Annotated in this window: 24 protein-coding genes; 17 read left to right on the top strand and 7 right to left on the bottom strand. The window is 38.7% G+C overall.

Annotated features, from left to right (window positions below; genetic code table 11):
• Positions 1-8: 8 nt before the first annotated feature.
• The 11 genes from AC04Q1_RS13040 to dacB all read left to right on the top strand — a co-directional run bounded on the left by AC04Q1_RS13040 (position 9) and on the right by dacB (position 11,346).
• Positions 9-1,067, top strand: coding sequence for a sugar phosphate isomerase/epimerase family protein (locus tag AC04Q1_RS13040; RefSeq protein ID WP_478365035.1), 1,059 nt, complete (start codon positions 9-11; stop codon positions 1,065-1,067).
• A 22-nt stretch (positions 1,068-1,089) separates the two neighbouring features.
• Positions 1,090-1,473 (top strand): c-type cytochrome, encoded by a 384-nt coding sequence (locus AC04Q1_RS13035; protein ID WP_478365034.1) that lies wholly within the window; start codon positions 1,090-1,092, stop codon positions 1,471-1,473.
• A gap of 33 nt (positions 1,474-1,506) precedes the next feature.
• Positions 1,507-2,964, top strand: coding sequence for a Gfo/Idh/MocA family protein (locus AC04Q1_RS13030; protein ID WP_478365033.1), 1,458 nt, complete (start codon positions 1,507-1,509; stop codon positions 2,962-2,964).
• A gap of 54 nt (positions 2,965-3,018) precedes the next feature.
• The gene (locus AC04Q1_RS13025; RefSeq protein WP_478365032.1) at positions 3,019-3,699 is read left to right on the top strand and encodes a 3-keto-disaccharide hydrolase; all 681 of its coding nucleotides are present in this window, start codon (positions 3,019-3,021) and stop codon (positions 3,697-3,699) included.
• 177 nt (positions 3,700-3,876) lie between these two features.
• The gene (locus AC04Q1_RS13020) at positions 3,877-5,115 is read left to right on the top strand and encodes a nucleoside permease (protein ID WP_478365031.1); all 1,239 of its coding nucleotides are present in this window, start codon (positions 3,877-3,879) and stop codon (positions 5,113-5,115) included.
• A gap of 1 nt (position 5,116) precedes the next feature.
• Entirely contained in the window at positions 5,117-6,007 is an 891-nt protein-coding gene (locus tag AC04Q1_RS13015) for a hydroxypyruvate isomerase family protein (protein ID WP_478365030.1), read from the top strand.
• Positions 6,008-6,018: 11 nt separating this feature from the next.
• Positions 6,019-6,894 (top strand): sugar phosphate isomerase/epimerase family protein, encoded by an 876-nt coding sequence (locus AC04Q1_RS13010; protein ID WP_478365029.1) that lies wholly within the window; start codon positions 6,019-6,021, stop codon positions 6,892-6,894.
• A 7-nt stretch (positions 6,895-6,901) separates the two neighbouring features.
• Positions 6,902-7,774, top strand: a complete 873-nt coding sequence (locus tag AC04Q1_RS13005) for a sugar phosphate isomerase/epimerase family protein (RefSeq protein WP_478365028.1) — start codon at positions 6,902-6,904, stop codon at positions 7,772-7,774.
• A 433-nt stretch (positions 7,775-8,207) separates the two neighbouring features.
• Positions 8,208-9,197 (top strand): aspartate-semialdehyde dehydrogenase, encoded by a 990-nt coding sequence (locus tag AC04Q1_RS13000; protein WP_478365027.1) that lies wholly within the window; start codon positions 8,208-8,210, stop codon positions 9,195-9,197.
• 56 nt (positions 9,198-9,253) lie between these two features.
• Positions 9,254-9,856: a CDP-alcohol phosphatidyltransferase family protein gene (locus AC04Q1_RS12995; protein WP_478365026.1), complete on the top strand. Its 603-nt coding sequence runs from the start codon at positions 9,254-9,256 to the stop codon at positions 9,854-9,856.
• A gap of 80 nt (positions 9,857-9,936) precedes the next feature.
• A complete protein-coding gene (dacB, locus tag AC04Q1_RS12990; protein ID WP_478365025.1) occupies positions 9,937-11,346 on the top strand; it encodes a D-alanyl-D-alanine carboxypeptidase/D-alanyl-D-alanine endopeptidase in 1,410 nt (469 codons plus the stop codon).
• Positions 11,347-11,348: 2 nt separating this feature from the next.
• Here the strand turns inward: dacB and AC04Q1_RS12985 are convergent, their stop codons facing one another.
• Complete coding sequence (locus AC04Q1_RS12985; protein WP_478365024.1) at positions 11,349-12,476, bottom strand: hypothetical protein; 1,128 nt, start codon at positions 12,474-12,476, stop codon at positions 11,349-11,351.
• Positions 12,476-13,108, bottom strand: coding sequence for an ABC transporter ATP-binding protein (locus AC04Q1_RS12980; protein ID WP_478365023.1), 633 nt, complete (start codon positions 13,106-13,108; stop codon positions 12,476-12,478). Before AC04Q1_RS12980 ends, AC04Q1_RS12985 begins: the two co-directional genes overlap by 1 nt.
• A gap of 74 nt (positions 13,109-13,182) precedes the next feature.
• Here AC04Q1_RS12980 and AC04Q1_RS12975 point away from each other — a divergent pair, with 74 nt between their 5' ends.
• The 5 genes from AC04Q1_RS12975 (at position 13,183) to AC04Q1_RS12955 (ending at position 17,458) form a co-directional block, all read left to right on the top strand.
• Positions 13,183-13,692, top strand: coding sequence for a GNAT family N-acetyltransferase (locus AC04Q1_RS12975; protein WP_478365022.1), 510 nt, complete (start codon positions 13,183-13,185; stop codon positions 13,690-13,692).
• Positions 13,693-13,765: 73 nt separating this feature from the next.
• Entirely contained in the window at positions 13,766-14,614 is an 849-nt protein-coding gene (locus tag AC04Q1_RS12970) for a DUF2911 domain-containing protein (RefSeq protein WP_478365021.1), read from the top strand.
• Positions 14,615-14,895: 281 nt separating this feature from the next.
• Complete coding sequence (gene eno, locus AC04Q1_RS12965) at positions 14,896-16,191, top strand: phosphopyruvate hydratase (RefSeq protein WP_478365020.1); 1,296 nt, start codon at positions 14,896-14,898, stop codon at positions 16,189-16,191.
• Positions 16,192-16,378: 187 nt separating this feature from the next.
• Complete coding sequence (locus AC04Q1_RS12960; RefSeq protein ID WP_025145767.1) at positions 16,379-16,678, top strand: FtsB family cell division protein; 300 nt, start codon at positions 16,379-16,381, stop codon at positions 16,676-16,678.
• Positions 16,679-16,843: 165 nt separating this feature from the next.
• Positions 16,844-17,458, top strand: coding sequence for a trimeric intracellular cation channel family protein (locus AC04Q1_RS12955; protein ID WP_478365019.1), 615 nt, complete (start codon positions 16,844-16,846; stop codon positions 17,456-17,458).
• Positions 17,459-17,602: 144 nt separating this feature from the next.
• Here AC04Q1_RS12955 and AC04Q1_RS12950 read toward each other — a convergent pair whose 3' ends face one another.
• Both AC04Q1_RS12950 and AC04Q1_RS12945 read right to left on the bottom strand, forming a co-directional pair.
• Positions 17,603-18,151, bottom strand: coding sequence for a transposase (locus tag AC04Q1_RS12950; RefSeq protein WP_478365018.1), 549 nt, complete (start codon positions 18,149-18,151; stop codon positions 17,603-17,605).
• Positions 18,152-18,305: 154 nt separating this feature from the next.
• On the bottom strand, positions 18,306-20,390 hold the full coding sequence (locus AC04Q1_RS12945) for a hypothetical protein (protein WP_478365017.1): 2,085 nt from the start codon (positions 20,388-20,390) through the stop codon (positions 18,306-18,308).
• A 189-nt stretch (positions 20,391-20,579) separates the two neighbouring features.
• Here AC04Q1_RS12945 and AC04Q1_RS12940 point away from each other — a divergent pair, with 189 nt between their 5' ends.
• Positions 20,580-21,314, top strand: coding sequence for a L,D-transpeptidase family protein (locus AC04Q1_RS12940; RefSeq protein ID WP_478365016.1), 735 nt, complete (start codon positions 20,580-20,582; stop codon positions 21,312-21,314).
• 220 nt (positions 21,315-21,534) lie between these two features.
• Here the strand turns inward: AC04Q1_RS12940 and fabG are convergent, their stop codons facing one another.
• Genes fabG through AC04Q1_RS12925 form a run of 3 tightly spaced genes read right to left on the bottom strand, consistent with a single transcriptional unit; the run spans position 21,535 to position 23,961 of the window.
• Positions 21,535-22,278 carry a 3-oxoacyl-[acyl-carrier-protein] reductase gene (fabG, locus tag AC04Q1_RS12935; RefSeq protein ID WP_478365015.1) on the bottom strand — a complete coding sequence of 248 codons (744 nt, stop codon included), beginning with the start codon at positions 22,276-22,278 and terminating at the stop codon, positions 21,535-21,537.
• Between the two features lie 49 nt (positions 22,279-22,327).
• Positions 22,328-22,882, bottom strand: a complete 555-nt coding sequence (locus AC04Q1_RS12930; protein WP_478365014.1) for a hypothetical protein — start codon at positions 22,880-22,882, stop codon at positions 22,328-22,330.
• Positions 22,883-22,884: 2 nt separating this feature from the next.
• Positions 22,885-23,961, bottom strand: a complete 1,077-nt coding sequence (locus AC04Q1_RS12925) for an agmatine deiminase family protein (protein ID WP_478365013.1) — start codon at positions 23,959-23,961, stop codon at positions 22,885-22,887.
• Between the last annotated feature and the right edge of the window lie 16 nt (positions 23,962-23,977).

Genomic DNA, 23,977 nt, shown 5'->3' with positions numbered 1-23,977 from the left:
AATCGAGCATGACAACGATAAAAGGACCAGCAGTATTTTTAGCACAGTTTATAAGCGACGAAGCCCCATTTAACTCTTTAGATAATATCTGTAAATGGGCAGCGGGATTAGGTTTCAAAGGCATCCAGATGCCAACCTTAGATGCCAGATTTATCGACCTTCAAAAAGCGGCTGAAAGCAAAACTTATGCAGATGAGTTGAAAGGAAAAATCGCATCTTATGGTTTAGAAATCACTGAACTTTCTACACATTTACAAGGTCAGTTGGTTGCCGTACACCCAGCTTACGACGATCTTTTTGATGCCTTTGCACCAAAAGAAGTACATAAAAACCCAAAAGCAAGAACGGAATGGGCGGTACAACAAATGAAATATGCCGCAAAAGCATCTCAAAACCTAGGTTTAAATGCACACGCTACTTTTAGTGGTTCATTATTGTGGCAATATTTCCATCCCTGGCCACAACGCCCTGCCGGATTGGTTGAAGAAGGTTTTGCTGAACTGGCAAAGCGTTGGACACCAATACTAAACGAATTCGACCAAAACGGAGTTGATGTTTGTTACGAAATACACCCTGGAGAAGATTTATTTGATGGCGAAACCTACGAAATGTTCCTCGCGGCGGTAAATAATCATCCTCGGGCATGCTTATTGTATGACCCTTCTCACTTTGTGTTGCAACAATTGGATTACATTCAATACATAGATTTTTACCACGAACGCATCAAAGCCTTCCACGTAAAGGATGCAGAATTTAATCCTACAGGCAAACAAGGCACTTTTGGTGGATACCAGAGTTGGGCAAACCGCGCCGGACGTTACCGTTCGCCAGGTGATGGACAAGTTGATTTTAAAACCATTTTTAGTAAATTGGCGCAATATGATTTTAAAGGTTGGGCTGTTATGGAATGGGAATGCTGTATCAAAAACCAGGAAGATGGTGCCCGCGAAGGTGCTGAATTTATAAAAAAGAACATTATTAATGTAACCGATAAGGCATTTGATGATTTTGCCGCATCGGGAAGTGATAGCGCTTTCAATAAAAGAATATTAGGATTACAAGATTAACAAAACACAAAACACACACAAGATGAAAAAAACATTTTTAGCTTTAGGCGCTGTAGTCATTTTTATGGCGTCGTTTTCAAAGGCTGATTTATCGAGAGAGAAAACTGTGGCTGCAACGGCAACAATGACGAACCATGCTGCTTTTCAGTCAAATCCAGGCGAGAAACTGATCAACAAAAATGATTGCCTGGGCTGCCACAACAAGACCAATAAAATTATCGGTCCTGCTTATGTAGAAATTGCAAAGAAATATCCCGCTAACGAGAAAAACATCAATATGTTAGCCGATAAGATTATTAAAGGTGGAACCGGAGTTTGGGGCAATATGCCCATGACTGCTCATGCTACACTTAAAAAAGACGATGCAAAATTGATGGTAAAGTACATTTTATCCCTAAAAAAATAATTTTAACCAAATTAGCAAATCGATTTACTAAATATGAAAACAGAGCAAGAAAATAAAAACACGAGTAACCGCCGTGATTTTATTAAAACTTCGGCTATTGCAGCCGCAGCATTTATGATCGTACCCCGCCATGTTTTGGGTGGGCCGGGTTATTTAGCACCAAGCGATCGCTTATTGGTTGCCGGCATCGGTGTTGGTGGAAAAGGCCAAAGTGATTTAGATATGTTCAACAAAAGTGGAAAAGCAGACATTGCTTTTTTATGTGATGTTGATGATCGCCGCGCTGCCAATAGCGTGAAGGCTTTCCCTAAAGCCAAATACTATAAAGACTGGCGCGAGATGTTAGATAAAGAACATAAAAATTTTGATGCTGTTTCTGTTTCCACTCCAGATCATAACCATGCCATCCAGGCTTTGGCAGCTATGCAACTCGGCAAACACGTGTATGTTCAAAAGCCGTTAACACACGATATTTATGAAGCGCGTATCTTAACCGCTGCTGCAAAAAAATATAAAGTGGTTACGCAAATGGGTAATCAGGGTGCATCAAACGATGGCCCGCGCCAAATGAAAGAATGGTACGAAGCCGGCTTAATTGGCGATGTGCATACCGTTTATGCCTGGACTAACCGCCCGGTTTGGCCTCAGGGGATTCCCTGGCCAACTACAAAAGCAGAAATCCCTAAAGAATTAGACTGGAATTTATGGTTGGGAACGGCTCCTGAAAAGGATTTCGTAGATAAACTGGTTCCTTTCAACTGGCGTGGCTGGTGGGATTACGGAACTGGCGCCCTGGGCGATATGGGCTGTCACCTGATCGAAGCTCCTTTTAGTGTATTGAATTTAAAATATGCCAAAGAAGTGGAAGCGAGTGTTGGTTCTGTGTATGTGGATGAATTTAAACGCGGCTATTTCCCTGAAAGCTGCCCTCCGTCAAGTCACGTAACCTTAAAATTCCCTAAAACGAATAAAACCAAAGGTGATGTTACCTTACATTGGATGGATGGTGGTATTCAGCCAGAACGCCCTGAAGAATTAGAAGCAAATGAAACATTTGGCGATGGTGGCAATGGTACCCTGTTTATCGGGACAAAAGGTAAAATGATGTCTGAAACGTATAGTGCAAACCCAAAATTATTGCCTTTAAGTAGAAATAAAGACATTAAAGTAGCACCGAAATATGCCCGTGTACCAGATGGTGCTAACGGACACTACAAACAATGGGTGGAAGCTGCAATTGCTGGTTATGGCAAACAAGAAGTGAGCTCTCCTTTCGAAATTGCAGGTCCATTAACCGAAGCCTTATTGATGGCCAACCTGGCAATCAGAAGTTTCGACATTCAAAAAACAGTAAATGGTAAGGTTACTTATCCAGGCAGATACACTAAAATGCTTTGGGATAACGACAACATGAAAGTAACCAATTTTGACGAAGCCAACCAGTTTGTAAAACGCGAATACCGCAAAGGCTGGAACAATTTAACTCTTTAATACATCAACAAACCTCGCAGGTTTCAAAAACCTGTGAGGTTTAAACTTAAAAAAATGAAAAAAATCTTTCTTTCTGCCTGTATCTTACTTGCAGTAACACAAATATCAAAAGCTCAAAAGGGCTTCAAACCATTGTTCGATGGCAAAACAACTACAGGTTGGCACACTTACAATAAAACCACTGTTGGTAGTGGCTGGCAAGTTCAGGATGGTGCACTACACTTAGATTTAGCAAAAAAAGGTGAAGACGGTGGTGGTGATTTAGTTACCGATAAAGAATATGGCGATTTCCATTTAAAATATGAGTGGAAAGTAGCGCCAAAGGCAAATAGTGGTCTAATCTTTTATGTGCACGAAGAGCCAAAATACCATGCTACCTACTCTACAGGTTTAGAAATGCAGGTAATCGATAACGACGGTCACCCGGATGGAAAAATCACCAAACACCGTGCAGGTGATTTATACGACCTGGTAAAAAGTTCATCGGAGCCAGTTAAAGCTGTTGGCGAATGGAATAAAGCAGAAATCATTAGCAAAAAAGGTAATTTAACTTTAATTTTAAACGGAGTTGAAGTGGTGAAAACTACGCTTTGGGATGACAACTGGAAAAAAATTGTTGCAGGTAGCAAGTTTGCAACATGGGAAAACTGGGGAACGTTTAAAACTGGCAAAATCGCCTTACAAGATCATGGAGATGAGGTTTGGTACAAAAACATCTCTATTAAAGAACTGTAAATAAGGTTGAAGGCGGAAGGTATAAGGTTGAAGGTCACATCCTTCGCTTTAACAATATGCCTAAAACTTGATAATATAATGAGGCTAAAGGCGTAAGCGTAAAAGATTAAGGGTTTTACATCCCCTGCTTGAACCTTACGCCTTAAACCGTAAACCTAATAACCTTATATAAACCAAATGAATAGCACTACTCGCTTTAAACTCTCTGCCATGATGTTCCTGGAATTTTTTATCTGGGGCGCCTGGTTTGTTACTTTAGGGGCTTTCTTAAACAATAACCTAAAGGCAACCAATTCCGAAATTGGTTCTGTATTTTCAACCCAATCCTGGGGCGCAATTATTGCTCCGTTTATAATTGGCCTTATCGCCGACAGATATTTTAACGCTGAAAGAATTTTAGGTGTTTTACACATCATTGGTGCTATTTTAATGTATCAAATGTATAGTGCACCTGATGTAAGTGTTTTCTACCCTTACGTTTTAGGCTACATGATTTTATTCATGCCAACCCTTGCACTGGTTAATTCGGTGTCTTTTAATCAAATGAAAGACGCAGAAAAAGAATTTGCAAACATCAGAGTATTTGGTACCATCGGATGGATCATCGCTGGTTTATTGATCAGTTTCGCCTTCCACTGGGATTCTCCGGAAGGAATTCAGGCCGGATTGTTAAAAAGCACATTCTTAATGGCCGGTGTTGCATCTTTGGTATTGGGTTTATTTAGCTTCACCTTACCTGCAACCCCTCCTAAAGTGGCGAAAGACGAAAAAATAAAATTGAGAGACATTTTGGGACTAGATGCTTTAAAGTTATTGAAGGACAAAAATTTTGCTGTTTTTTTTATCTCATCAATCTTAATCTGTATTCCCCTAGCCTTCTATTACCAAAATGCAGGTCTATTCCTGGCAGATATCAAAGTCTCTAATCCAACAGGCAAAATGGCAATCGGACAGGTTTCTGAAGCATTGTTTTTACTTGCCATCCCTGTATTCTTTTCTAAATACGGCTTCAAGAAAACGATTATTGTGGGTATGTTGGCATGGGCCGTACGTTATGTACTTTTTGCTTACGGTAATGCAGGCAGTTTAAGCTTTATGCTGATTATCGGAATTGCACTGCATGGCGTTTGTTACGATTTCTTCTTTGTTTCTGGTCAGATTTACACCAACTCAAAAGCAGGGGAAAAATTTAAAAGTGCAGCGCAGGGTATCATTACACTGGCAACTTATGGTGTGGGTATGTTGATCGGTTTTAAGGTAGCCGGATTAATTACCGACATGTATAAAACGGGTGATGTAACTGACTGGAAAATGGTTTGGATTATTCCAGCAGGAATTGCAGCAGCAGTTTTCTTATTGTTCGCTGTACTATTCAACGATAAAACCAAAGCTGTAGTAGACGCTAAAACAGTTTAAAATGGCATCGAACCTAAACAGAAGAAATGCTTTAAAGAACATCATCGCAGGAACTGCTGCGATTGGTGTTTCATCCGGTATTTCAGCATTAGCAATGGATAACGCAGAATCAGATCAGCCATTAAGGCTAAAAGGAAATATTAACCACGCTGTTTGCCGTTGGTGTTTTAGCAGTTTTGATGTAGAAACACTTTGTATTGAAGCTAAAAAGATTGGTATTAAAGGTATTGATCTCGTTGGACCAGCAGATTGGCCTATTTTAAAAAAACATGGTTTAACATCTACCATGTGCAATGGTGCTGAAATTAATTTAACAGACGGTTTTAACGACGAAAAATTTCACGAAAAATTAATTCAAAACTATACCGCAATGATTCCGCTTGTGGCCGAAGCCGGTTACAAATATTTGATCTGCTTTAGTGGAAGCCGCCGCGGAAAAGATGATGAAACAGGCTGGAACAATTGTGTTAAAGGATTGAAACAGTTAATGCCTTTGGCTGAAAAACACAACGTTGTGTTGGTAATGGAGTTGCTGAACAGTAAAATTAACCATAAAGATTACCAATGCGACAGGACCTCCTGGGGAGCCGAGCTTTGCAAACGTTTGGGATCTGAAAACTTCAAATTATTATACGACATCTATCACATGCAGATTGATGAAGGTGATGTGATCAGAAATATCAGAGAATATCATCAATATATTGCCCATTACCATACTGCCGGTGTTCCGGGAAGAAACGAAATCGATGATACGCAGGAATTGTATTATCCGGCCATCATGAAAGCTATTGCCGAAACTGGCTTTAAAGGTTTCGTTGCGCAAGAATTTATACCTAAAAATGCAGATAAAATAGCCTCGTTAAAAACGGCGGTTTCTATTTGCGACATCTAAATAATATACCTATGTTATCAAGAAGAAGTTTTATTTTAAACAGTAGTATGGCTGCAGCTGCAGCCCTATTGGTGCCATCATTTGCCTGCCTGGCTGCCGATAAAAAATCAGTTGGCTTGCAACTATATTCTTTAAGGGATGAACTTCCGAAAGATGTAAGAGGAACAATAGCCAAAGTAGCAAAAGCTGGCTTTAAGGAAGTTGAAACCTATGGCTTTTCGATAAAAGATCAATTTTGGGGTTTAACACCTGCCGAATTTAAAAAACTGCTTGATGACAATGGATTAAAATCACCAAGTGGCCACTTCAGCCTGGGCAGTTATTTAACCGATGGCAACACTGAAGAGTTAAAAGCCGCTATTGCTGCTGCCAAAGTACTCGGAAGCGAGTATGTAACCATTCCCTGGTTAGATGAAAGCATCAGAAAAAATGCCGAAGACTATAAAAAAATAGCAGTTAAAATAAACGAAGCCGGAAAACTAGCGAAGGAAGCTGGTATCAGATTGGCCTACCATAACCACAATTTCGAATTCGAAAAACAAGGCGATACCACAGGTTATGAAATTTTATTAAAAGAGACCGACAAAAACCTGGTTGATTTCGAACTTGATTTATACTGGGTAGTACGTTCAGGAAACGATCCGATTAAACTCTTTAAAGAAAATCCGGGACGTTTTACCATGTGGCATGTTAAAGATATGGATAAGACAGATCCTGCACTAAATGCGGAAGTAGGAACCGGCTCAATCAATTTCAAACCTATTTTTGCCGATGCAAAACTTTCGGGTATGAAACATTTCTTCGTAGAGCACGAAACCAATTACAAACCCAACCCAATCGAATCTGTTGCAGCCAGCTGCGCATATATTAAAAAAGAAATTATTTAAATTTTAAATGATGAATTCAAGAAGAACATTCTTAAAACAGGCAGGATTAGCTGCCGGAGCGGCATTGTTAATTCCATCATTTGCCTTTGATAAAGCAAGTAAAAATGTTGGGCTACAATTGTATACCCTACGAGATGAATTGCCAAAAGATGTAAAAGGTATTATTGAAAAAGTAGCACAGGCAGGATATAAGGAAGTAGAAACCTATGGTTTTTCTGACGGAAAATTTTGGGGCTTAACTCCCAAAGAATTTAAATCCTTACTCGATAGCAATGGTTTAAAAGCACCGAGCGGCCACTACGGTATGGATGATTTTGTTAGAACAGGAAAAACAGATAAGTTAAAAGCAGACATCGAATCTTCAGCAGCCATTGGCGGTAAATATTTCACTATTGCCGGCGCACATGTGGACATGAGTAAAGGTGCAGATGGCTTCAAAAAAACCGCCAGCGATTTTAACAAAGTAGCCGAAATTGCCAAAGCATCTGGTTTAAAATTCGCTTATCACAACCATGATTTCGAATTTAAAAAATTGGGTGATACTACTGGCTACGACGTATATCTTACTGAGACCGACAAAAATCTGGTAAATTTTGAACTGGATTTATATTGGGCCGTTCGTTCAGGTAATGATCCCTTAGCCTTATTTAAAAAATACCCTGGCCGTTTCCCGATGTGGCATGTAAAAGATATGGACAAAGCCAAACCTGAATTAAACACAGAAGTTGGTAAAGGATCTATCGATTTTAAAGCCATTTTTGCCCAGGCTAAAGTTTCAGGCATGCAACATTTCTTTGTAGAGCACGAAAATAATTATCAACCCGATCCAATCGGTTCGATTAAAACCAGCTGCGATTATATCAAAGCCAGTTTGATTTAAATTTTATCTCCAAACCTCGCAGGTTTCTCAAACCTGCGAGGTTTTCTGCATACTAACCCAGCTTACCTTAACCTGATAGAACGGCAATACTTTTTAATTGCAGTACCCATAAATTTTACTGTGATCTGCCACCGATAAAACAGATGCTTCGTGCCTCCGCATGACAGCTGTTGGTTAAAAAGATTGTAGTGATAGCAGGACTTTCGTAACCGATACGCATTGGACCCTGCTTTCCAAAAAAGCAAATGACTCCCCCCTATCAAGCTTTACTAAATCGAATTAACAGATTATTCTCCCGCCATATTTTCTATCGAAAACCTAAAATTTCAAATATTAAAAGCAAATTTTATTGGTAACAATGGGGATATAAGCTTAATTTTTAGCATATTTGGGCTCATATCAAATAATTAATAATATAATTTAAAATTTAAAAATGAAAGTAGCAGTAGTAGGTGCAACCGGATTGGTAGGCACTGTCATGTTAAAAGTATTGGAGGAAAGAAATTTCCCTTTAACAGAGTTGATTCCCGTAGCATCAGAAAAGAGCGTTGGTAAGGAAATTACTTTTAAGGGTAAGAAGTTCCCAATTGTTAGCATGGATACTGCAATCAGCATGAAACCGGATATTGCCTTGTTTTCTGCTGGTGGAAATACTTCATTGGAACACGCCCCACGTTTTAAAGAAGCTGGAACAACCGTTATTGATAACTCTTCTGCCTGGAGAATGGATCCTGCAATTAAATTAATTGTACCAGAGGTAAATGCACACGAGCTTTCTATCGATAACAAAATCATTGCTAACCCAAACTGTTCCACCATTCAGATGGTGGTGGTATTAAAACCTTTGCACGAAAAATACAAAATTAAACGTGTTGTGGTTTCTACCTATCAGTCGGTTACCGGAACAGGTGTTAAAGCGGTTGAGCAGTTAATGAACGAGCGTAAAGGCATTGATGGCCCTAAAGCTTATCCATACGAAATAGACTTAAACGTACTTCCTCATATTGATGTTTTTTTAGAAAACGGCTATACCAAAGAAGAAATGAAAATGGTTAAGGAAACGAACAAAATCATGAGCGACGATAGCATTAAAGTTACCGCTACAACAGTTCGTATTCCGGTGATGGGTGGTCACTCCGAATCGGTAAACATCGAGTTCGAAAATGATTTCGATTTAGCTGAAGTACGCAGTATTTTAGAAAAGTCGCCAGGTATAATCGTTGTGGATGATGTAGCCAACTTAAAATACCCAATGCCGAAAGATGCGCATGAAAAAGATGAAGTTTTTGTAGGCCGTATCCGCAGGGATGAGTCAGCCCCTAAAGCATTAAACCTTTGGATTGTTGCCGATAACTTACGTAAGGGCGCCGCAACCAATGCCGTTCAGATTGCTGAATACCTGATTCAGAAAGAATTGGTTTAATCAATAAAATACAAGCCCTGATTTTTAAATCGGGGCTTTTTTATGCGCTCTCCAATATGAAATATATACCTCTTGCTTTAATCTATTCCAGGTTATTTATTGGTTTCGGAATTATTTTATTAAGCGTTTTCCACCTTGCCCATTATCCTTTTTTCGCCATCACCTTATTATCGATCGGTTTATTAACGGATGTTTTTGATGGAATAATCGCCCGTAAGCTGAATATATCTTCCGAAAAACTACGCCGTTTGGATTCCAGTATTGATCAGGTATTTTTTATTTCAGTAGCGGTTGCAACTTATATCCAATGTCCTGATTTTTTCAAAACCAACCTGATAAAATTGATTATCCTCGGGGCTTTTGAAGCCGCTACTTATCTGCTCAGCTACATCAAATTTAAAAAGGAAATTGCTACTCATTCTATTGGCGCCAAAATCTGGACATTAAGCATATTTGCCACATTGGTCGAAATCATGGTGCATTGCGAATCGGTAGTAATGTTTGAAATTTGTTTTTGGCTTGGTCTGTTAACCCGGCTGGAAATACTCGCCATTGTTTTTACGCTAAAAAAATGGACGAATGATGTACCCACCATTTATCATGCTATAAAACTAAGGCAGGGAAAGGAAATTAAGCGCAATAAGTTATTTAATGGATAATGTTTGTAAAGATGTTATCATAACACCCATCGCTTTTTAATTAGTTTTATCTTTGGCAATCTTCAACAGATAAAATTTCTATGCGATTAAAAATATATTCCTGCCTACTTTTAATTTTTGCTACAAGCCTTGTAAACGCCCAAAACAAGATCCAAAATCTCGAAAAGGCTTTCAATAGTTTATTAAATGATGAACAGGCAAAACATGCCATCGCATCTCTTTGTGTTTTGGATGCCAATACGGGTATAACGCTGTATGCCAAAAATGAACAGATTGGTTTGGCTACTGCTTCAACGTTAAAAACCATCACGGCAGCTACGGCTTTCAGTATTTTAGGGAAAGATTTTCAATTCCAGACCACCTTGGCTTATACCGGAACGATTACTGCAGATGGAATATTAAAAGGCAATCTGATTATTGTGGGAAGCGGCGATCCAACCCTGGGCTCATGGCGTTATCAAAACAAAGAAAATGCCGTGTTAATGCAGTGGGTTGCAGCCATCAAATCGGCAGGAATAAAAAAAATTGAAGGTGCAATAATCGGCGACGACCGTATTTTCGGTACCCAAACTACGCCCGAGGGCTGGGTTTGGCAGGATATTGGCAATTATTACGGTGCCGGAACTTCTGGGTTAGCCTGGCGGGAAAACCAATTCGACATTCATTTAAAGCCAGGAAGCAGTACTGCTGATGAAGTAAGGATCGTAAAGACAGTTCCAGCTACCCCTTATGTGCAACTCGTAAATGAATTGAAAACGGGTAGCGCCGGATCAGGAGATCGTGCTTATGCTTTCCTGCCCCCTTACAGCAATACTGCTTATATCCGTGGAAGCTGGGGCATGGGTATTGGTAAATCAGGTATCTCAGTCGCCCTCCCCGACCCTGCTTTCGATTGCGCTTACCGATTACAGGACACCCTGAAAAGATTAGGTATTTCCAGCGCTCAACAAGCCACTACCGCCCGTTTAATGACTTTAAACAATCAGGTGATTCCATCGCTTACACAAAAAATAAGTACCATCAGTTCTCCAAGCTTAAGCGAGATTACCTACTGGTTTTTAAAGAAAAGCATCAATTTATATGGCGAATCCCTCTTAAAATCAATAGCGATAAAATCAGGAAAAGCAGGTACAACGAGTAAAGGCGTCGAAACCGAAATCAATTTCTGGGCCGATAAAGGCATTGATAAAACTGCACTGAATATTATCGATGGCAGCGGCCTTTCGCCGGGCGATAGAATAACCACTGCGGCAATGGCAAGTGTGCTTTTCCAGATCCAGAAAGAGAATTGGTTTCCTGATTATTATAAAGCACTACCTGAATACAATGGTATGAAAATTAAAAGCGGAACCATAAATGATGTTTCGGCATTTGCCGGTTACCATACCGATGCGGCAGGAAATAAATATGTAGTGGTAATCAACATTAATAATTATAGCGGAAGTGGAATTAACAAAAAGCTATTCAAGGTATTGGATGAACTGAAATAATATCAGCACAAAATGCTATCATTCAGATAATTTCTCCCAAACACCACCCAGGCTGCGAGAATGTTTAACGGAATTAGCGCTAAGCCTAAACCAAACATAATAACTACATAGAAAAGAAAAAACAGGCAAAAAACACCTGTTAAAAATCTTTTAACCCTTATTCCATTCATCAAGAGTAAACTTCTAAACAAAAGAGTAGCGGAGAAAGCAAACAGAATAAGCTGAAACGAAGTTAACAGGCCAAAACGGGTAAATATCCAGCACATTTCGGGTAATAACAAAACGAGATAGTTTAAACCGAAGCTAAAAAACACCTTTGCCTTACTGAAAGGAAAATTTGACAGAAAGGATAAATAACGGTCGTTAAAAACTTTTTCCTGGTAAATCAGCACCACATGTGCAACAACAATACAGGAAGTGATGAGCATCAAGAGTCTTGAATTATTCTTAAGATCAGCAAAAACCAAAAATACACTCGAAATCAATACCCACGATAATAATTTGGTGAGCAGATAAGCCAACTTGGATTGATTTAAAACCTGAAAGCTAAACAATAAAAAAACAGGTTTATGCCATTTTTTGCTGATCCTGATTAACCAACCCGGTTGATTAGCCGCTATTAAACGATTATTTTCTCTCAGGCAGATATAGGCGCTGGCCATAATCAGCAGAACCTGAAAAAGCAAAATTCCGATTGAAATCAGGTAGAAGCCAAATACCAGACCTATGGTCATGGCATATAACGTATAACATAAAACAGGAATAAATATATAGGTATGCACGGTGCACCAGGCTAAAAACTGCTGCTTTCTGCTGGTGGAGTTGAAACTATAATACAAAAACTCTTGCTGGGGCAAAGTAAACTGGTTTAAAACGTATTTTACGCTTTTATAGGCATACAATGCGCTTGCCACAAGATAAAAAGCCATAATCAGTGGATTGCTTACCAAACTAATGGTGAAGAAAAATTGCCAGAAATCAATTTGTTCCGGCCTCACCGTACCTAAAGTATTGATAAATAAACAGTAACTGATCAATATCACGAAGAGGAACACCAGCATACCCGCATGGATACGGTAAAATCCATCTACAAATATTTTCTTTAAAGCCGTGTTTGAAGTAGTAAACATTAAAAATTTATCATGATCTGTTTATCCCCGATATCGATCTGCTTTAGTCCGGGTAATTTTACTTCATCCAGCGGCTGATGCGAGGACAGTAAAAAACTAACTTTTTCATTTTGGTAACTGGCATTGATCCAACGGTATAATACCTCTAAAGATGCTACATCAATCGTATTTAATGGTTCATCCAATAGGATCAGCTTAGGTTGCCCTAAAAAAGCCAATACCAATGACAATTTTTTGAGCATACCGCTGGAATACGAACCCAAAGGATTATGGATGTAAGGCCTCATCCCCATTTCGGTAATCAAATTTTCTTCCTGACCCAGAGCTGCGCCTTTTGCTTTGGCAAAAAGATCAATCATCTCTAACCCGGTTAAAAATTCAGGAAATAATGGCTCAGCCGCAGCGAAATTTACCAGTTTCCGGTACGCAACACCATGGCTTTTTAGATAAACTGTATTTATTGCAACATCACCTTCGAAAGACAATATCCCCGCTATTGATTTTAACAGCGTGCTTTTTCCGGTACCATTGCTGCCTTTTATCCAGAAAATACCTTTGGGAATTGTAATATTTTCTATCTTTAAAACAAGATGACCGAAATAAGATTTTTCAAATTGACTGAGGTGTAGCATAAAGGCATTTTAATTCTGACTTTGGTTTTAATGAAATGTTACAGATCACATTCATCTTGATAAAATCGTAAACAATGCAGTTAATTTTACGCCCTTACCAACCTGGTGATATAGAGCATTTGGTGAAAAACGCCAACAATTTCAACATTTCGAAATACCTAACCAATAAGTTCCCATTCCCTTATGAGAAAAAAGATGGCGAAGCCTTTATTCAATTGGCTTTAAGTCATGAGCCCCTACAAATTAAAGCTATTGTATTAAACGGTGAAGTAATCGGATCGATAGGCGTACACCAATTGGCTGATATTTATAGCAAAAGTGCAGAAATGGGCTATTGGATTGCTGAAGATTTTTGGGGGCGGGGCATTGCTCCACTCGCCGTAAAAGAGATGTTGAGATATGGTTTCGAAACTTTTGATATCGAGCGGATTTTTGCCCGTACTGCCCATACCAATCTGGCCTCGCAACAGGTTTTAAAAAAAGCAGGTTTTGTTTTCGAGGCGGAATTAAAAGATACGATTTTCAAAAACGGCGAATACTTTGATGAGCTGATTTTTGGATTCAGGAAACATCAGCTGATTTAAGGGCAGAATGAGAACATTTTATTAAACTTGATGCTTATTTCGTAAATTGGTGCAAACCAAAAACAACAAAACAATGAAATTATCGATCAAATCAGTAGTGCTGTTTATTGCATTTTTAGGCGCAGCGGATCTCGCTAATGCCCAGGGAGCTAAATTCCCGCAACCCAGTAGCGGACAAAGCATTGTCCAGGATTTTGGACTGGGTAAAATAACGCTGACCTATTCCCGTCCGAATGTAAAGGGCCGTAAAATTTTTGGTGGTATGGAGCCGTTGGGCACGGTTTGGCGCAATGGAGCAAATGCGGCCACACGCATTAAATTTACCGATGCCGTTAAAATCGAAGGCAAAGATTTACCAGCCGGCGAATATGGCCTGTTCAGTATTCCTGGCAAAAGTGAGTGGACGGTTATTTTTAACAAAATTGCGGATCAATGGGGTGCTTACGAATTCAAGGAAAGCGATGATGTGCTTAGGGTAAAAGTAAAAACTATAACTTTAAAAGATAAAGTAGAAACCCTAACCATGCAGTTTTCGGCTGTTAGCGAAACTGCAGCACAGTTAAATATGATGTGGGAGAATAGTGGCTATACGATTAATATTACGACATCTATTGATGAAAAAGTAATGGCGAATATCGCAGAGGCAATGAAAGGTGAAAAGAAACCTTATTTTAATGCAGCATTGTATTACTATCAAAACGGGAAAGATTTAAAAACTGCTTTAGAATGGATGACGGAGGCAGAAAAATCAGATCCAAAAGCACCCTGGTATAAGTTGTGGAAAGGCCGTATCCAATTAAAAATGGGCGATAAAGCTGGCGCAGCGGCCACAGCACAGCAAGGCATTGATGTTGCAAAAGCACAAAAGGTTGATGAATACGTGCGTTTAAATTCTGAACTTTTAGCTGAAGCTAAAAAATAATAAATCGTCATTTCGACTGTAGGGGAGAAATCCATGGTATCATATACTATTTATGGATCTCTCCATTTCGCTGCGCCTCAGTCGAGATGACGACATTCATCAAGCATCATTAATGCTCATATTAAGTTAAAATTAACGATCCGTTAACTCAAACAACTATCGTAACATTAACCCTTAAAAGGCTTTATTTATTTAAAAAATATATTAACTTTGGTGTTGCGCTTAGTAATTGTACTTTTTACACTAAGCAGGTTAAAAAATCAATAAAAAATCAAATAAAAATGAGCATAATCGTTAATGTCCATGCCAGACAAATTCTCGATTCGAGAGGCAATCCAACAGTAGAAGTAGAAGTAGTAACAGAGGCAGGCGCTTTTGGCCGTGCTGCTGTACCAAGCGGTGCATCTACTGGACAATATGAGGCTGTTGAATTACGTGATGGTGATAAATCTACATATTTAGGTAAAGGTGTTTTAAAAGCCGTAGAAAATGTAAATACTAAAATTGCTGATGCATTAAGAGGCATTGATGTTTTTGAGCAAAATGCAATTGATAAATTAATGATCGACCTTGACGGTACCGAAAATAAAGGTAACCTGGGTGCTAACGCCATTTTAGGTGTTTCTTTGGCTGTTGCTAAAGCTGCTGCTGATGAAATTGGTCAACCTTTATACCGTTACATTGGTGGTGTTAATGCTAATACCCTACCAATTCCGATGATGAACATCATTAATGGTGGTTCTCACTCTGATGCACCGATCGCTTTCCAGGAATTTATGATTATGCCAGTTGGCGCACCTTCTTTCTCTGAAGCTTTACGTTGGGGAACTGAAGTTTTCCATAGCTTGAAAAAAATTCTTCACGATAGAGGTTTATCTACTGCCGTAGGTGATGAAGGTGGTTTTGCACCAACTTTTGATGGTACTGAAGATGCAATTGAAACGGTATTAAAAGCAATTGAAACTGCCGGTTACAAACCAGGTGCTCAAATCTGTTTAGCTTTAGACTGTGCTTCATCTGAGTTTTATAAAGATGGTAAGTATGACTATACTAAATTTGAAGGTGCAACTGGGGTAATTCGTTCCAGCGAAGAGCAGGCACAATATCTTGCTGACCTTTCTGCAAAATATCCAATTATCTCTATTGAAGATGGTATGGATGAAAACGACTGGACTGGCTGGAAAAGTTTAACCGATAAAATTGGCGATCATGTTCAATTGGTTGGTGATGATTTATTTGTAACTAACGTAACCCGTTTACAACGTGGTATCGATGAAGATACAGCGAACTCTATCCTGGTAAAAGTGAACCAGATCGGTTCTTTAACTGAAACGATCAATGCCGTAACTTTAGCCCAAAACAGTGGTTATACTTCGGTAATGAGTCACCGTTCTGGCGAAACTGAAGATGTTACCATTGCCGATTTAGCTGTTGCATTAAACTGCGGACAGATTAAAACAGGTTCTGCATCACGTTCAGACAGAATTGCAAAATACAATCAATTATTACGTATTGAAGAAGAATTAGGCGAAAACGCACGTTTCATCGGTTCGAAATTCAAATACGCTAAAAAATAATCCCCTAAAGGGGACTTAGAGAAATGCCATAAAACCCCTTTAGGGGTTTGGGGTGTTAACAAGTTGAAAAACTTATTTGGAAAACATCCGGAGATTTTAAATCTTCGGATGTTTTTATTTTAATCCTATATTTGTTTGTTGGATTTGGGTTTTCTCAAATCTCACATCTAAAATCTCATATCAATATATGAAACGTTTAATAGATCTTTTCCGCAACAAATACTTTCTTGCTACTGTCGCATTTGCGATGTGGATGCTGTTTTTCGACAAAAATGATATGATGTCGCAGTACGAATACCGTAGCCAGGCGAATAAATTACAGGAAGAAAAGGAATATTTCGAGAAAGAAACTGCGCAGGTTAAAAAAGATCTCAACGAACTGAATACCAATCTGAATACGGCTGAAAAATTTGCACGTGAAAAATATTTCATGAAAAAAGATAATGAAGATGTTTTTGTGATTATCCAGGAAGAGAAGAAGGATTAGCGTATGGCGCTGGGCGTTTAAGTTATCTTCCTTTAGTCTCGTCCTCCTGAACTTGTTTCAGGATCTAAAGCAAAAGAACTTTGATTGGCTGTTTGCAGTCAGCAATTTAACCATTCAACAATTTATCAGTTAACCGATTAACCAATTTAAACAGTTAACCATCTAATGCTTCATATCCTCTATATTATCGCCATCACAGCTGAAGCCATGACCGCAGCACTTTCTGCAGGCCGACGTGATATGGACTGGGTTGGTGTTTGCATTATTGCCTGGGTTACCGCACTTGGTGGCGGCACGGTTAGAAATGTATTATTTGGTCATTACCCGATGAGCTGGGTAGAGCATCCCGAATATTTAGTGATTACCGCGGTAGCAGCATTACTTGCTGCATTTATCGCATCTGTAATGACGAAGCTTAAAAAACTATTTCTTTATCTCGATGCCCTGGGCTTAGTGGTGTTTACTATTATTGGTTGTCAGGTTGCACAAGAAATCCATTTACCCTATTTAATTGTACTTTTCAGTGGAATGATTACCGGATGTGCAGGCGGCGTGCTTCGCGATGTACTCTGTAATGAAGTTCCATTTTTGTTCCGCAAAGAAATTTATGCCAGTGCAGCAATTGTAACTGGAGCTGTTTACATCGGTATAGAACATTTCCATGGCAGTGAAATGCTGGCTACCATTACAGCCGCTATTGTTGGATTAACGTTAAGGTTACTTTCTATCCGCTTCGAATGGCACATGCCCAAGTTCGTTTACAGGGATGAATGGCATTAAGACAGTTGGGAGTTCTCCGTGGTGTCAGATGTTACCATCTGACACTTTCAAATTAATCAAATACCATCGGATTACTCATCAATTTCAAGATATTCTATCAGTCGGATGGTAACATCTGACTGCACATCACTCAAAATAAGTCGATCATTCAAAAACATCTCTATAATCAGTCAGGTTAACAATATTTTCTGGATTTCCTAAATAAAATGTAGCACTACTAAAACTGTACCCCTCAGGATATTCACTCAAATTCCAATGAGATTGCAATGGGTTTTGATGAATATACTCCAGCTTAATTTCGAGAAGCTCTTTACTTCCAATCCAAACATCATCAAATCTATCTTCCCAAACTTTAAAGACTTGTTTATCACTTTCAACTCTTATCAAATTTAGCAGTGGGCTGCCGCTGTATTCAAGATACTTTCGAATCTCAAAAGCACAAAACTTTTTCAAATCGCGCATACTATCTGATAATTTATTTTCTCCGTTGAAATAAAATAAAACATGAAGGTGATTAGGCATGATTACATAACCAAGAATTGAAATCTTATATTTTATAGCAATAAAATTTAAACTATTGGCAATTATTAATTTGCACGAACTACTCTCAAGAAGTCTTAAATGTTTATAGCAACTGGTAGTCACGAAAAAACATTTTTTCTCCAGAAATAACCCTCTATTTCTTAACCCCATATCTATTACAAAATTGAACCTAAAGCGGTGCCAGATGTTACCATCTGACACTTTCAAATTAATCAAATACCATCGGATTACTCATCAATTTCAAGATATTTTATCAGTCAGATGGTAACATCTGACTACACACTCACGACACCCCACCCCAAACTTATACCTCCCCGTTCCTTTTTCTTAAAAACCATTCTGTGCCTAGTAAAATCAAGATTAAACCAAAGAGCCATTTCATACTGATCAATTCGTCATACTTGCGGTCTTCGTAACTGATGGTTTTAATATTTTCGTTTTTGGCAATCTCATCTGCTATTTTAAGCAGGTTTTCGGGCATAAACAATTTACCATTACTTTGCTTAGACATCGTATTTAAAAGCTGGTGATTGGCTGTAGTTTGCTGAAATTCTGCAGTTAGTGCATTCACATAGAAACTGCCTGATGCGGTAAATTTCTTTCCTCCAAGTTCGGTGTTGGCGAGATAAAAATAATTGCCTGCTGGCATGGTTCCGGCGTCTAACTGATAACCATTTTCAGTTTTAGAAAAAATATAATTAAACACTTTGCCGGCTTCATTTTTAACCTGAAGATTAACTTCAGGTTCATTTACAGGCAGGTAGCTATCATTATAAAGTGTACTATTAAACTGGATCGCTTCGTTTTCATCATAAGCAGATTTTGACGTAAACACCTTAAACCTGCGCTTATCATCTTTAACAGAGAGGTATTGAACGGTTTTCGAAATCAGGTCATTTAAAACCGATTGATTGCTTTCGTTTTCAGCTTCTGATAATTTCCAGCGCCAAAGCCCCTCCCCCATCAAATAAGCCATCTTTAAGCCATTTTCATTTGCGAAGAACAACAATGGCTGCTGGGTACTTATTTTACCGATACGCTGATTAAAAACAGGCGTTGCACCTGCATTTACCGTTAACCTGCCAAATGGACTGAGTAGTGGGTCGAATGATGAAAACTGTTTTTTATCTTGATCACTAAGATTGAAACTGGTAAAACCATTGGCAAAATCGGCATACACTTCCTGAATAGAACCATTTGCAGACCCCAGGTTAACCTGATTTTGGATCTGGTTAAAAGCATTTACATTACTCTGAGCCCCTAAAATGTACCAGATTGGTTTTTTCAAGCCTGTTAACTTCTTTAAAAAGGTGGCCGAGAGATTCTGGATATCTGGCAATTGATACAATACAATTAAATCGAATTTAGAGGGATCTGTTGCATTTAAATCATCCGCAAGGACAAGTTTAGCCTCGTAATGTTTATTCAGCGAAATAGCTTCCTTTAAAACGCCTAAATCGGGATGTGGGGCAACTGCTGCCAGCAATACTTTCTGCCGGCCATCAATCACTTCTACGTAAAAGGTCTGAGTGTTATTGCGGGTAGTGATCTCATTTTTTAAAACCCCGAGCTGAACGGTATATTTCTGGACACCGGTTTTACCTGCATGAATTTTAACCGGAATAGTTTTAACAAAAGAACCTCCATTAATGGATATGTTTTGTTGCTCAACCTTTGCACCGTTTTGGCTAACCGTTAAAACCGTATTCTCGCCATCGCTTTGAAAAGCCTGAACCTGAACTTCGATGGTAAAATCATCATCCAGATACACAATGTTATTGTAATTTACATTGGAGATCAATACATCACGCTTCGGGATACTATCACCAAGGGCAACGGTATACACCGGTGCATTAATCTGATTTACGCTATACAGGGGATTTCCACCATGATTAAAAATACCATCCGTTGCTAAAATAATGGCACCAACATTCCGATTCGTATATTCATCTTTAACTTTCTGAAAAAAGGCTGCAGCATCTGTTAATTTACCCTGATTTTTAAAGTCAAAACCATCCGCAACCTGATCGCCAAAGTGAAGTGTTTTTACTTCATACTTATCTGATAGTTTATCTTGTAAGGCTTTAAGGTTGTATTCATATAATTTTTGATCAAAACCAGCCGCCTTTACCTGACCAACAGATAAGGAATTATCTTGTCCGATAATGATTATAGGCTTATCTAAGGTATAATTTAGTGTTTTAATGAGTGGCGCAAATAGTAACCACGCGACCGTTGTTACCACGATCATCCGTAATGCCGTTAAGCCATACCGAAGTTTTTGATCTAAATTTTTGTTGCCCCGATACAGCAACCAGGCATATAAAACGCCCAAGGCCAGGCAACCCAGAAAAAACAAAATAGAAGTACCAGAAAAAAAACTATTCATACTTCTATAAAGATGGTAATTTTAGGGAAATTTTCAAGGTTATTTGTCAATTGGTTCACTGCTTCATTAGTCCATTAGTGCTTCAAACGCTATGCACCAAACGCCACGCGCAATGTGATTCTATGTGTTGATGATAAATATTAGTACTAAAAAAAGATAAATTTATTAGCTTTAACCAAATCAATCTTTATGAAATTAATCTGTTTAACGTTCCTACTTTCTCTAAGCCTTATGGTGAGTGCCCAAAATAATTTTAAAGCCACACAAATTAAATTCGAAAGAGTAGAAAAGGCTTATAACGAAAAATGGGAAACATTGAAAAAATTCGTGCTTGCCGCTGGTTATGGCAATCAGTTTTCGATGGTGATCAATGCTTATAAAACCGAAGGAAAGCTCGAAATCTGGTTAAAGAACAATTCGTCCACAACCTATTCGCTGTTTAGAACATACGATTTCTGCGCACACTCCGGTACTATTGGCCCTAAGGTATTTGAAGGCGACGGACAAACGCCTGAGGGCTTTTATTATGTCAATGTTTTTAACCCCATGAGCAATTTTCATCTGTCACTTGGCGTAAACTATCCAAATACAGTAGATTATGTCAGAACTGGAAAAGACAGAAAACCCGGAAGCGATATCTACATCCATGGTAATTGTGTAACCGTGGGCTGTATTCCTTTAACCGACGAAAAAATTAAAGAAGTGTATGTTTTAGGTGTTGAAGCGAGAAACGCTGGTCAGGAAAAGATTCCGGTTAACCTCTATCCTTTCAAAATGACCGATGCAAATATGAAGAAATACATTACTCAATTCCCTGCGCAGGCTAACTTTTGGAAATCGCTACAAACAGGGTATTTAGCTTTTGAGAAGAATAAAATGCAGCCGATGATTGGAGAGGTAAAAGGGAAGTACGTTGTGAAATAGTTGGAACGTTGAAATGTTGGCAAGCTGCAATGTTCTAATCCACAGCACTCCGCCTTAAACCTTATACCTATAAAAAAGGTTGGAATGTTGTAAGGTTCTGCTCTTAAATAAGGTAAAAGCTGAAAGGCGTAAGATTTAGGTTTATTACCCGCCTTACGCCTCTACTATTTTATGGCTTTAGAAAGAACCATCTACCTTAAACCTTATGCCTTCTACCGCTCTACAGCATCCCGCCGCAAACAGATAAAGTTTGTCCGGTTACGTAAGCGCTCATATCAGAGGCTAAAAACACACAAACATTGGCAATGTCTTCCGTTTCGCCGGCACGTTTTAATGGAATATCTTTTTCCCAGCCTTCAACCACTTTCGGATCTAAAACTTCAGTCATCTCGGTACGGATGAAACCTGGTGCAACAACATTGGCACGGATATTTCGCGATCCTAATTCTTTAGCTACTGATTTGGTAAAACCAATAATTCCTGCTTTAGATGCGGCGTAATTTGCCTGTCCGGCATTACCGGTAACCCCAACAACCGAACTCATGTTGATAAAAACTCCTTTACGGGTCTTCATCATTACTTTAGAAGCCGCTTTGGTTACGTTGAAGATCGATTTTAAATTAATGTTGATGACATCATCCCAGTTCTCTTCACTCATCCGCATCAATAAACCATCTTTGGTAATACCAGCATTATTTACCACAATATCAATCGTACCGAATTCGGCAACGATATCGTTGATCAATTGCTCTGCTTCGGCAAATTTAGATGCATCCGAACGGTACCCCTTAACCTTGGTCCCAAAGCTTTGTAATTCCTGCTCTAAGGCTTCACCTTTTTCTACTGATGATAAATAGGTAAAAGCTACATTAGCGCCTTGCTCAGCAAATTTTTCAGCTATTTTGCGGCCGATTCCTTTCGATGCCCCTGTAATTAATGCTGTTTTTCCTTCTAATAATTTCATTATGAAATGTTGTAAAGTTGAAATGTTTTTAATGTTGTAAAGTTAATATTTAAGTTTGTTTATCCCTAATTACCAATTCCAAACAGTTGATAAAGGTATTTCTATTTCGCCTATTCCAACCAAATGAAAACAGTGCAGTTTTTGTAGGGTCGCAAATGCTATTTATTAAAATACCTTTTTCAGTTTTAATAACCGTAATAGATTCACCCCAATTCAAATAGGTACGAGTTGCATGAAAAGCAAAGCAATAATTTCTACTATTGGTCAAAATAATCCAACTTAGCTCTTTAGCTGTGTCGAATAATGCTTGTTTAAATTGTTTCTCTGTACAACAAATAATTTTTTCGATAAATTTAAGTCTGCGATATTGCAGAAGCGAAAATAAAATTGCGGTCGCAAGAAATATTAACCCGATATTAAATGAGCGCCCCAAAAAAAACGATTCTCCTTTGTTAAGGTAAATCTTAGTCGATTGAAACCAAAAAATTCCAGTACCAAAAAGCATTAGAATTACGATCCAATAATGAGAAATTTTATCCCAAACACTCAATTTTAATCTTTGAGTGTTTATCATTTCTTCTATTGATTGTTGGTTATAAATCATCTCTACAAAGTCGGTTCCTGCTGGCTCAAACAGTGAAAGCTTCCCAATCCCCAGATAATATCTACTGAATTGATACCGATCACTTTGCGATCTGGAAAACAGCCTTGAATGATTTCGAGTGCTTTTTCATCGTTTGCATCATCAAAAACCGGAACAATTACGGCCGCATTAGCGATGTAAAAGTTGGCATAGGATGCAGGTAAACGGGTATCTTCATAAATCACCGGTGAGGGCATGGGCAACTCCACAATGTTCAATGGCCTGCCATCTTTTAGTTTAAGTGTTTTTAAAGTCTCCAAATTCTCTTGTAACAGCAGATAGTTTTCATCCAATGGATTACTTTCTACAACTGTTAAAACGGTATCCTCATTGACAAAACGCGTGATATCATCAATGTGGCCATCGGTATCATCGCCAACAATTCCATCGCCCAGCCACAACACTTGCTCCTGACCATAATATTCCAACAAATATTTTTCGATCTGCTCTTTAGTTAAATGCGGATTACGGTTTTCGTTCAACAAACATGCTGTTGTGGTTAAAATTGTTCCAGCGCCGTTAAATTCTACCGAACCACCTTCCATCACAATATCAGGCGTAAATAAAGGCAGTTTAAAATGATTGGCGATTTTTGTCGGAACCACATCATCCAGATCAAATGGGGGGTATTTTCCGCCCCAGGCATTGTAACCCCAGTCAACTATTGCTTTTTCATTTCCTTTTAACACAAATGCAGGACCATGGTCGCGGCACCAGGCATCATTGGTTTCATTAAAATAAAATTCAATCTGGCTTAAATCGGCACCTACCTTTGATAATTCAGAAACAGCAAAAGCTTTCATTTCTTCATCCTTCACATTGATGCGCACCTTCTCACCTTCGGCAACAGCTTTAATAAACTGGCAATAGGGTTCGTAAATGGTTTCGATTTTATCTGGCCAGGAGGCTTCCTTATGCGGCCAGCTTAACCAGGTAGCTTCGTGTTTAGCCCATTCAGCAGGAAAGGCATAACCTTGCTGCTTCGGTGAATAATCAAATTGATTGATATTTAAATCTTTTCTTGGCGGAAAATTGGACATTTAATTTTAATTTATA

This window comes from Pedobacter humicola, from assembly GCF_056490705.1.
This window is presented reverse-complemented; position numbering and strand designations above follow the sequence as displayed.

Coding starts and splice junctions, on each gene's coding strand:
- AC04Q1_RS13040 (WP_478365035.1), top strand. CDS start 9: ATGACAACGATAAAAGGACCAGCAGTATTTTTAGCACAGTTTATAAGC.
- AC04Q1_RS13035 (WP_478365034.1), top strand. CDS start 1,090: ATGAAAAAAACATTTTTAGCTTTAGGCGCTGTAGTCATTTTTATGGCG.
- AC04Q1_RS13030 (WP_478365033.1), top strand. CDS start 1,507: ATGAAAACAGAGCAAGAAAATAAAAACACGAGTAACCGCCGTGATTTT.
- AC04Q1_RS13025 (WP_478365032.1), top strand. CDS start 3,019: ATGAAAAAAATCTTTCTTTCTGCCTGTATCTTACTTGCAGTAACACAA.
- AC04Q1_RS13020 (WP_478365031.1), top strand. CDS start 3,877: ATGAATAGCACTACTCGCTTTAAACTCTCTGCCATGATGTTCCTGGAA.
- AC04Q1_RS13015 (WP_478365030.1), top strand. CDS start 5,117: ATGGCATCGAACCTAAACAGAAGAAATGCTTTAAAGAACATCATCGCA.
- AC04Q1_RS13010 (WP_478365029.1), top strand. CDS start 6,019: ATGTTATCAAGAAGAAGTTTTATTTTAAACAGTAGTATGGCTGCAGCT.
- AC04Q1_RS13005 (WP_478365028.1), top strand. CDS start 6,902: ATGATGAATTCAAGAAGAACATTCTTAAAACAGGCAGGATTAGCTGCC.
- AC04Q1_RS13000 (WP_478365027.1), top strand. CDS start 8,208: ATGAAAGTAGCAGTAGTAGGTGCAACCGGATTGGTAGGCACTGTCATG.
- AC04Q1_RS12995 (WP_478365026.1), top strand. CDS start 9,254: ATGAAATATATACCTCTTGCTTTAATCTATTCCAGGTTATTTATTGGT.
- dacB (WP_478365025.1), top strand. CDS start 9,937: ATGCGATTAAAAATATATTCCTGCCTACTTTTAATTTTTGCTACAAGC.
- AC04Q1_RS12985 (WP_478365024.1), bottom strand. CDS start 12,476: ATGTTTACTACTTCAAACACGGCTTTAAAGAAAATATTTGTAGATGGA.
- AC04Q1_RS12980 (WP_478365023.1), bottom strand. CDS start 13,108: ATGCTACACCTCAGTCAATTTGAAAAATCTTATTTCGGTCATCTTGTT.
- AC04Q1_RS12975 (WP_478365022.1), top strand. CDS start 13,183: ATGCAGTTAATTTTACGCCCTTACCAACCTGGTGATATAGAGCATTTG.
- AC04Q1_RS12970 (WP_478365021.1), top strand. CDS start 13,766: ATGAAATTATCGATCAAATCAGTAGTGCTGTTTATTGCATTTTTAGGC.
- eno (WP_478365020.1), top strand. CDS start 14,896: ATGAGCATAATCGTTAATGTCCATGCCAGACAAATTCTCGATTCGAGA.
- AC04Q1_RS12960 (WP_025145767.1), top strand. CDS start 16,379: ATGAAACGTTTAATAGATCTTTTCCGCAACAAATACTTTCTTGCTACT.
- AC04Q1_RS12955 (WP_478365019.1), top strand. CDS start 16,844: ATGCTTCATATCCTCTATATTATCGCCATCACAGCTGAAGCCATGACC.
- AC04Q1_RS12950 (WP_478365018.1), bottom strand. CDS start 18,151: ATGGGGTTAAGAAATAGAGGGTTATTTCTGGAGAAAAAATGTTTTTTC.
- AC04Q1_RS12945 (WP_478365017.1), bottom strand. CDS start 20,390: ATGAATAGTTTTTTTTCTGGTACTTCTATTTTGTTTTTTCTGGGTTGC.
- AC04Q1_RS12940 (WP_478365016.1), top strand. CDS start 20,580: ATGAAATTAATCTGTTTAACGTTCCTACTTTCTCTAAGCCTTATGGTG.
- fabG (WP_478365015.1), bottom strand. CDS start 22,278: ATGAAATTATTAGAAGGAAAAACAGCATTAATTACAGGGGCATCGAAA.
- AC04Q1_RS12930 (WP_478365014.1), bottom strand. CDS start 22,882: ATGATTTATAACCAACAATCAATAGAAGAAATGATAAACACTCAAAGA.
- AC04Q1_RS12925 (WP_478365013.1), bottom strand. CDS start 23,961: ATGTCCAATTTTCCGCCAAGAAAAGATTTAAATATCAATCAATTTGAT.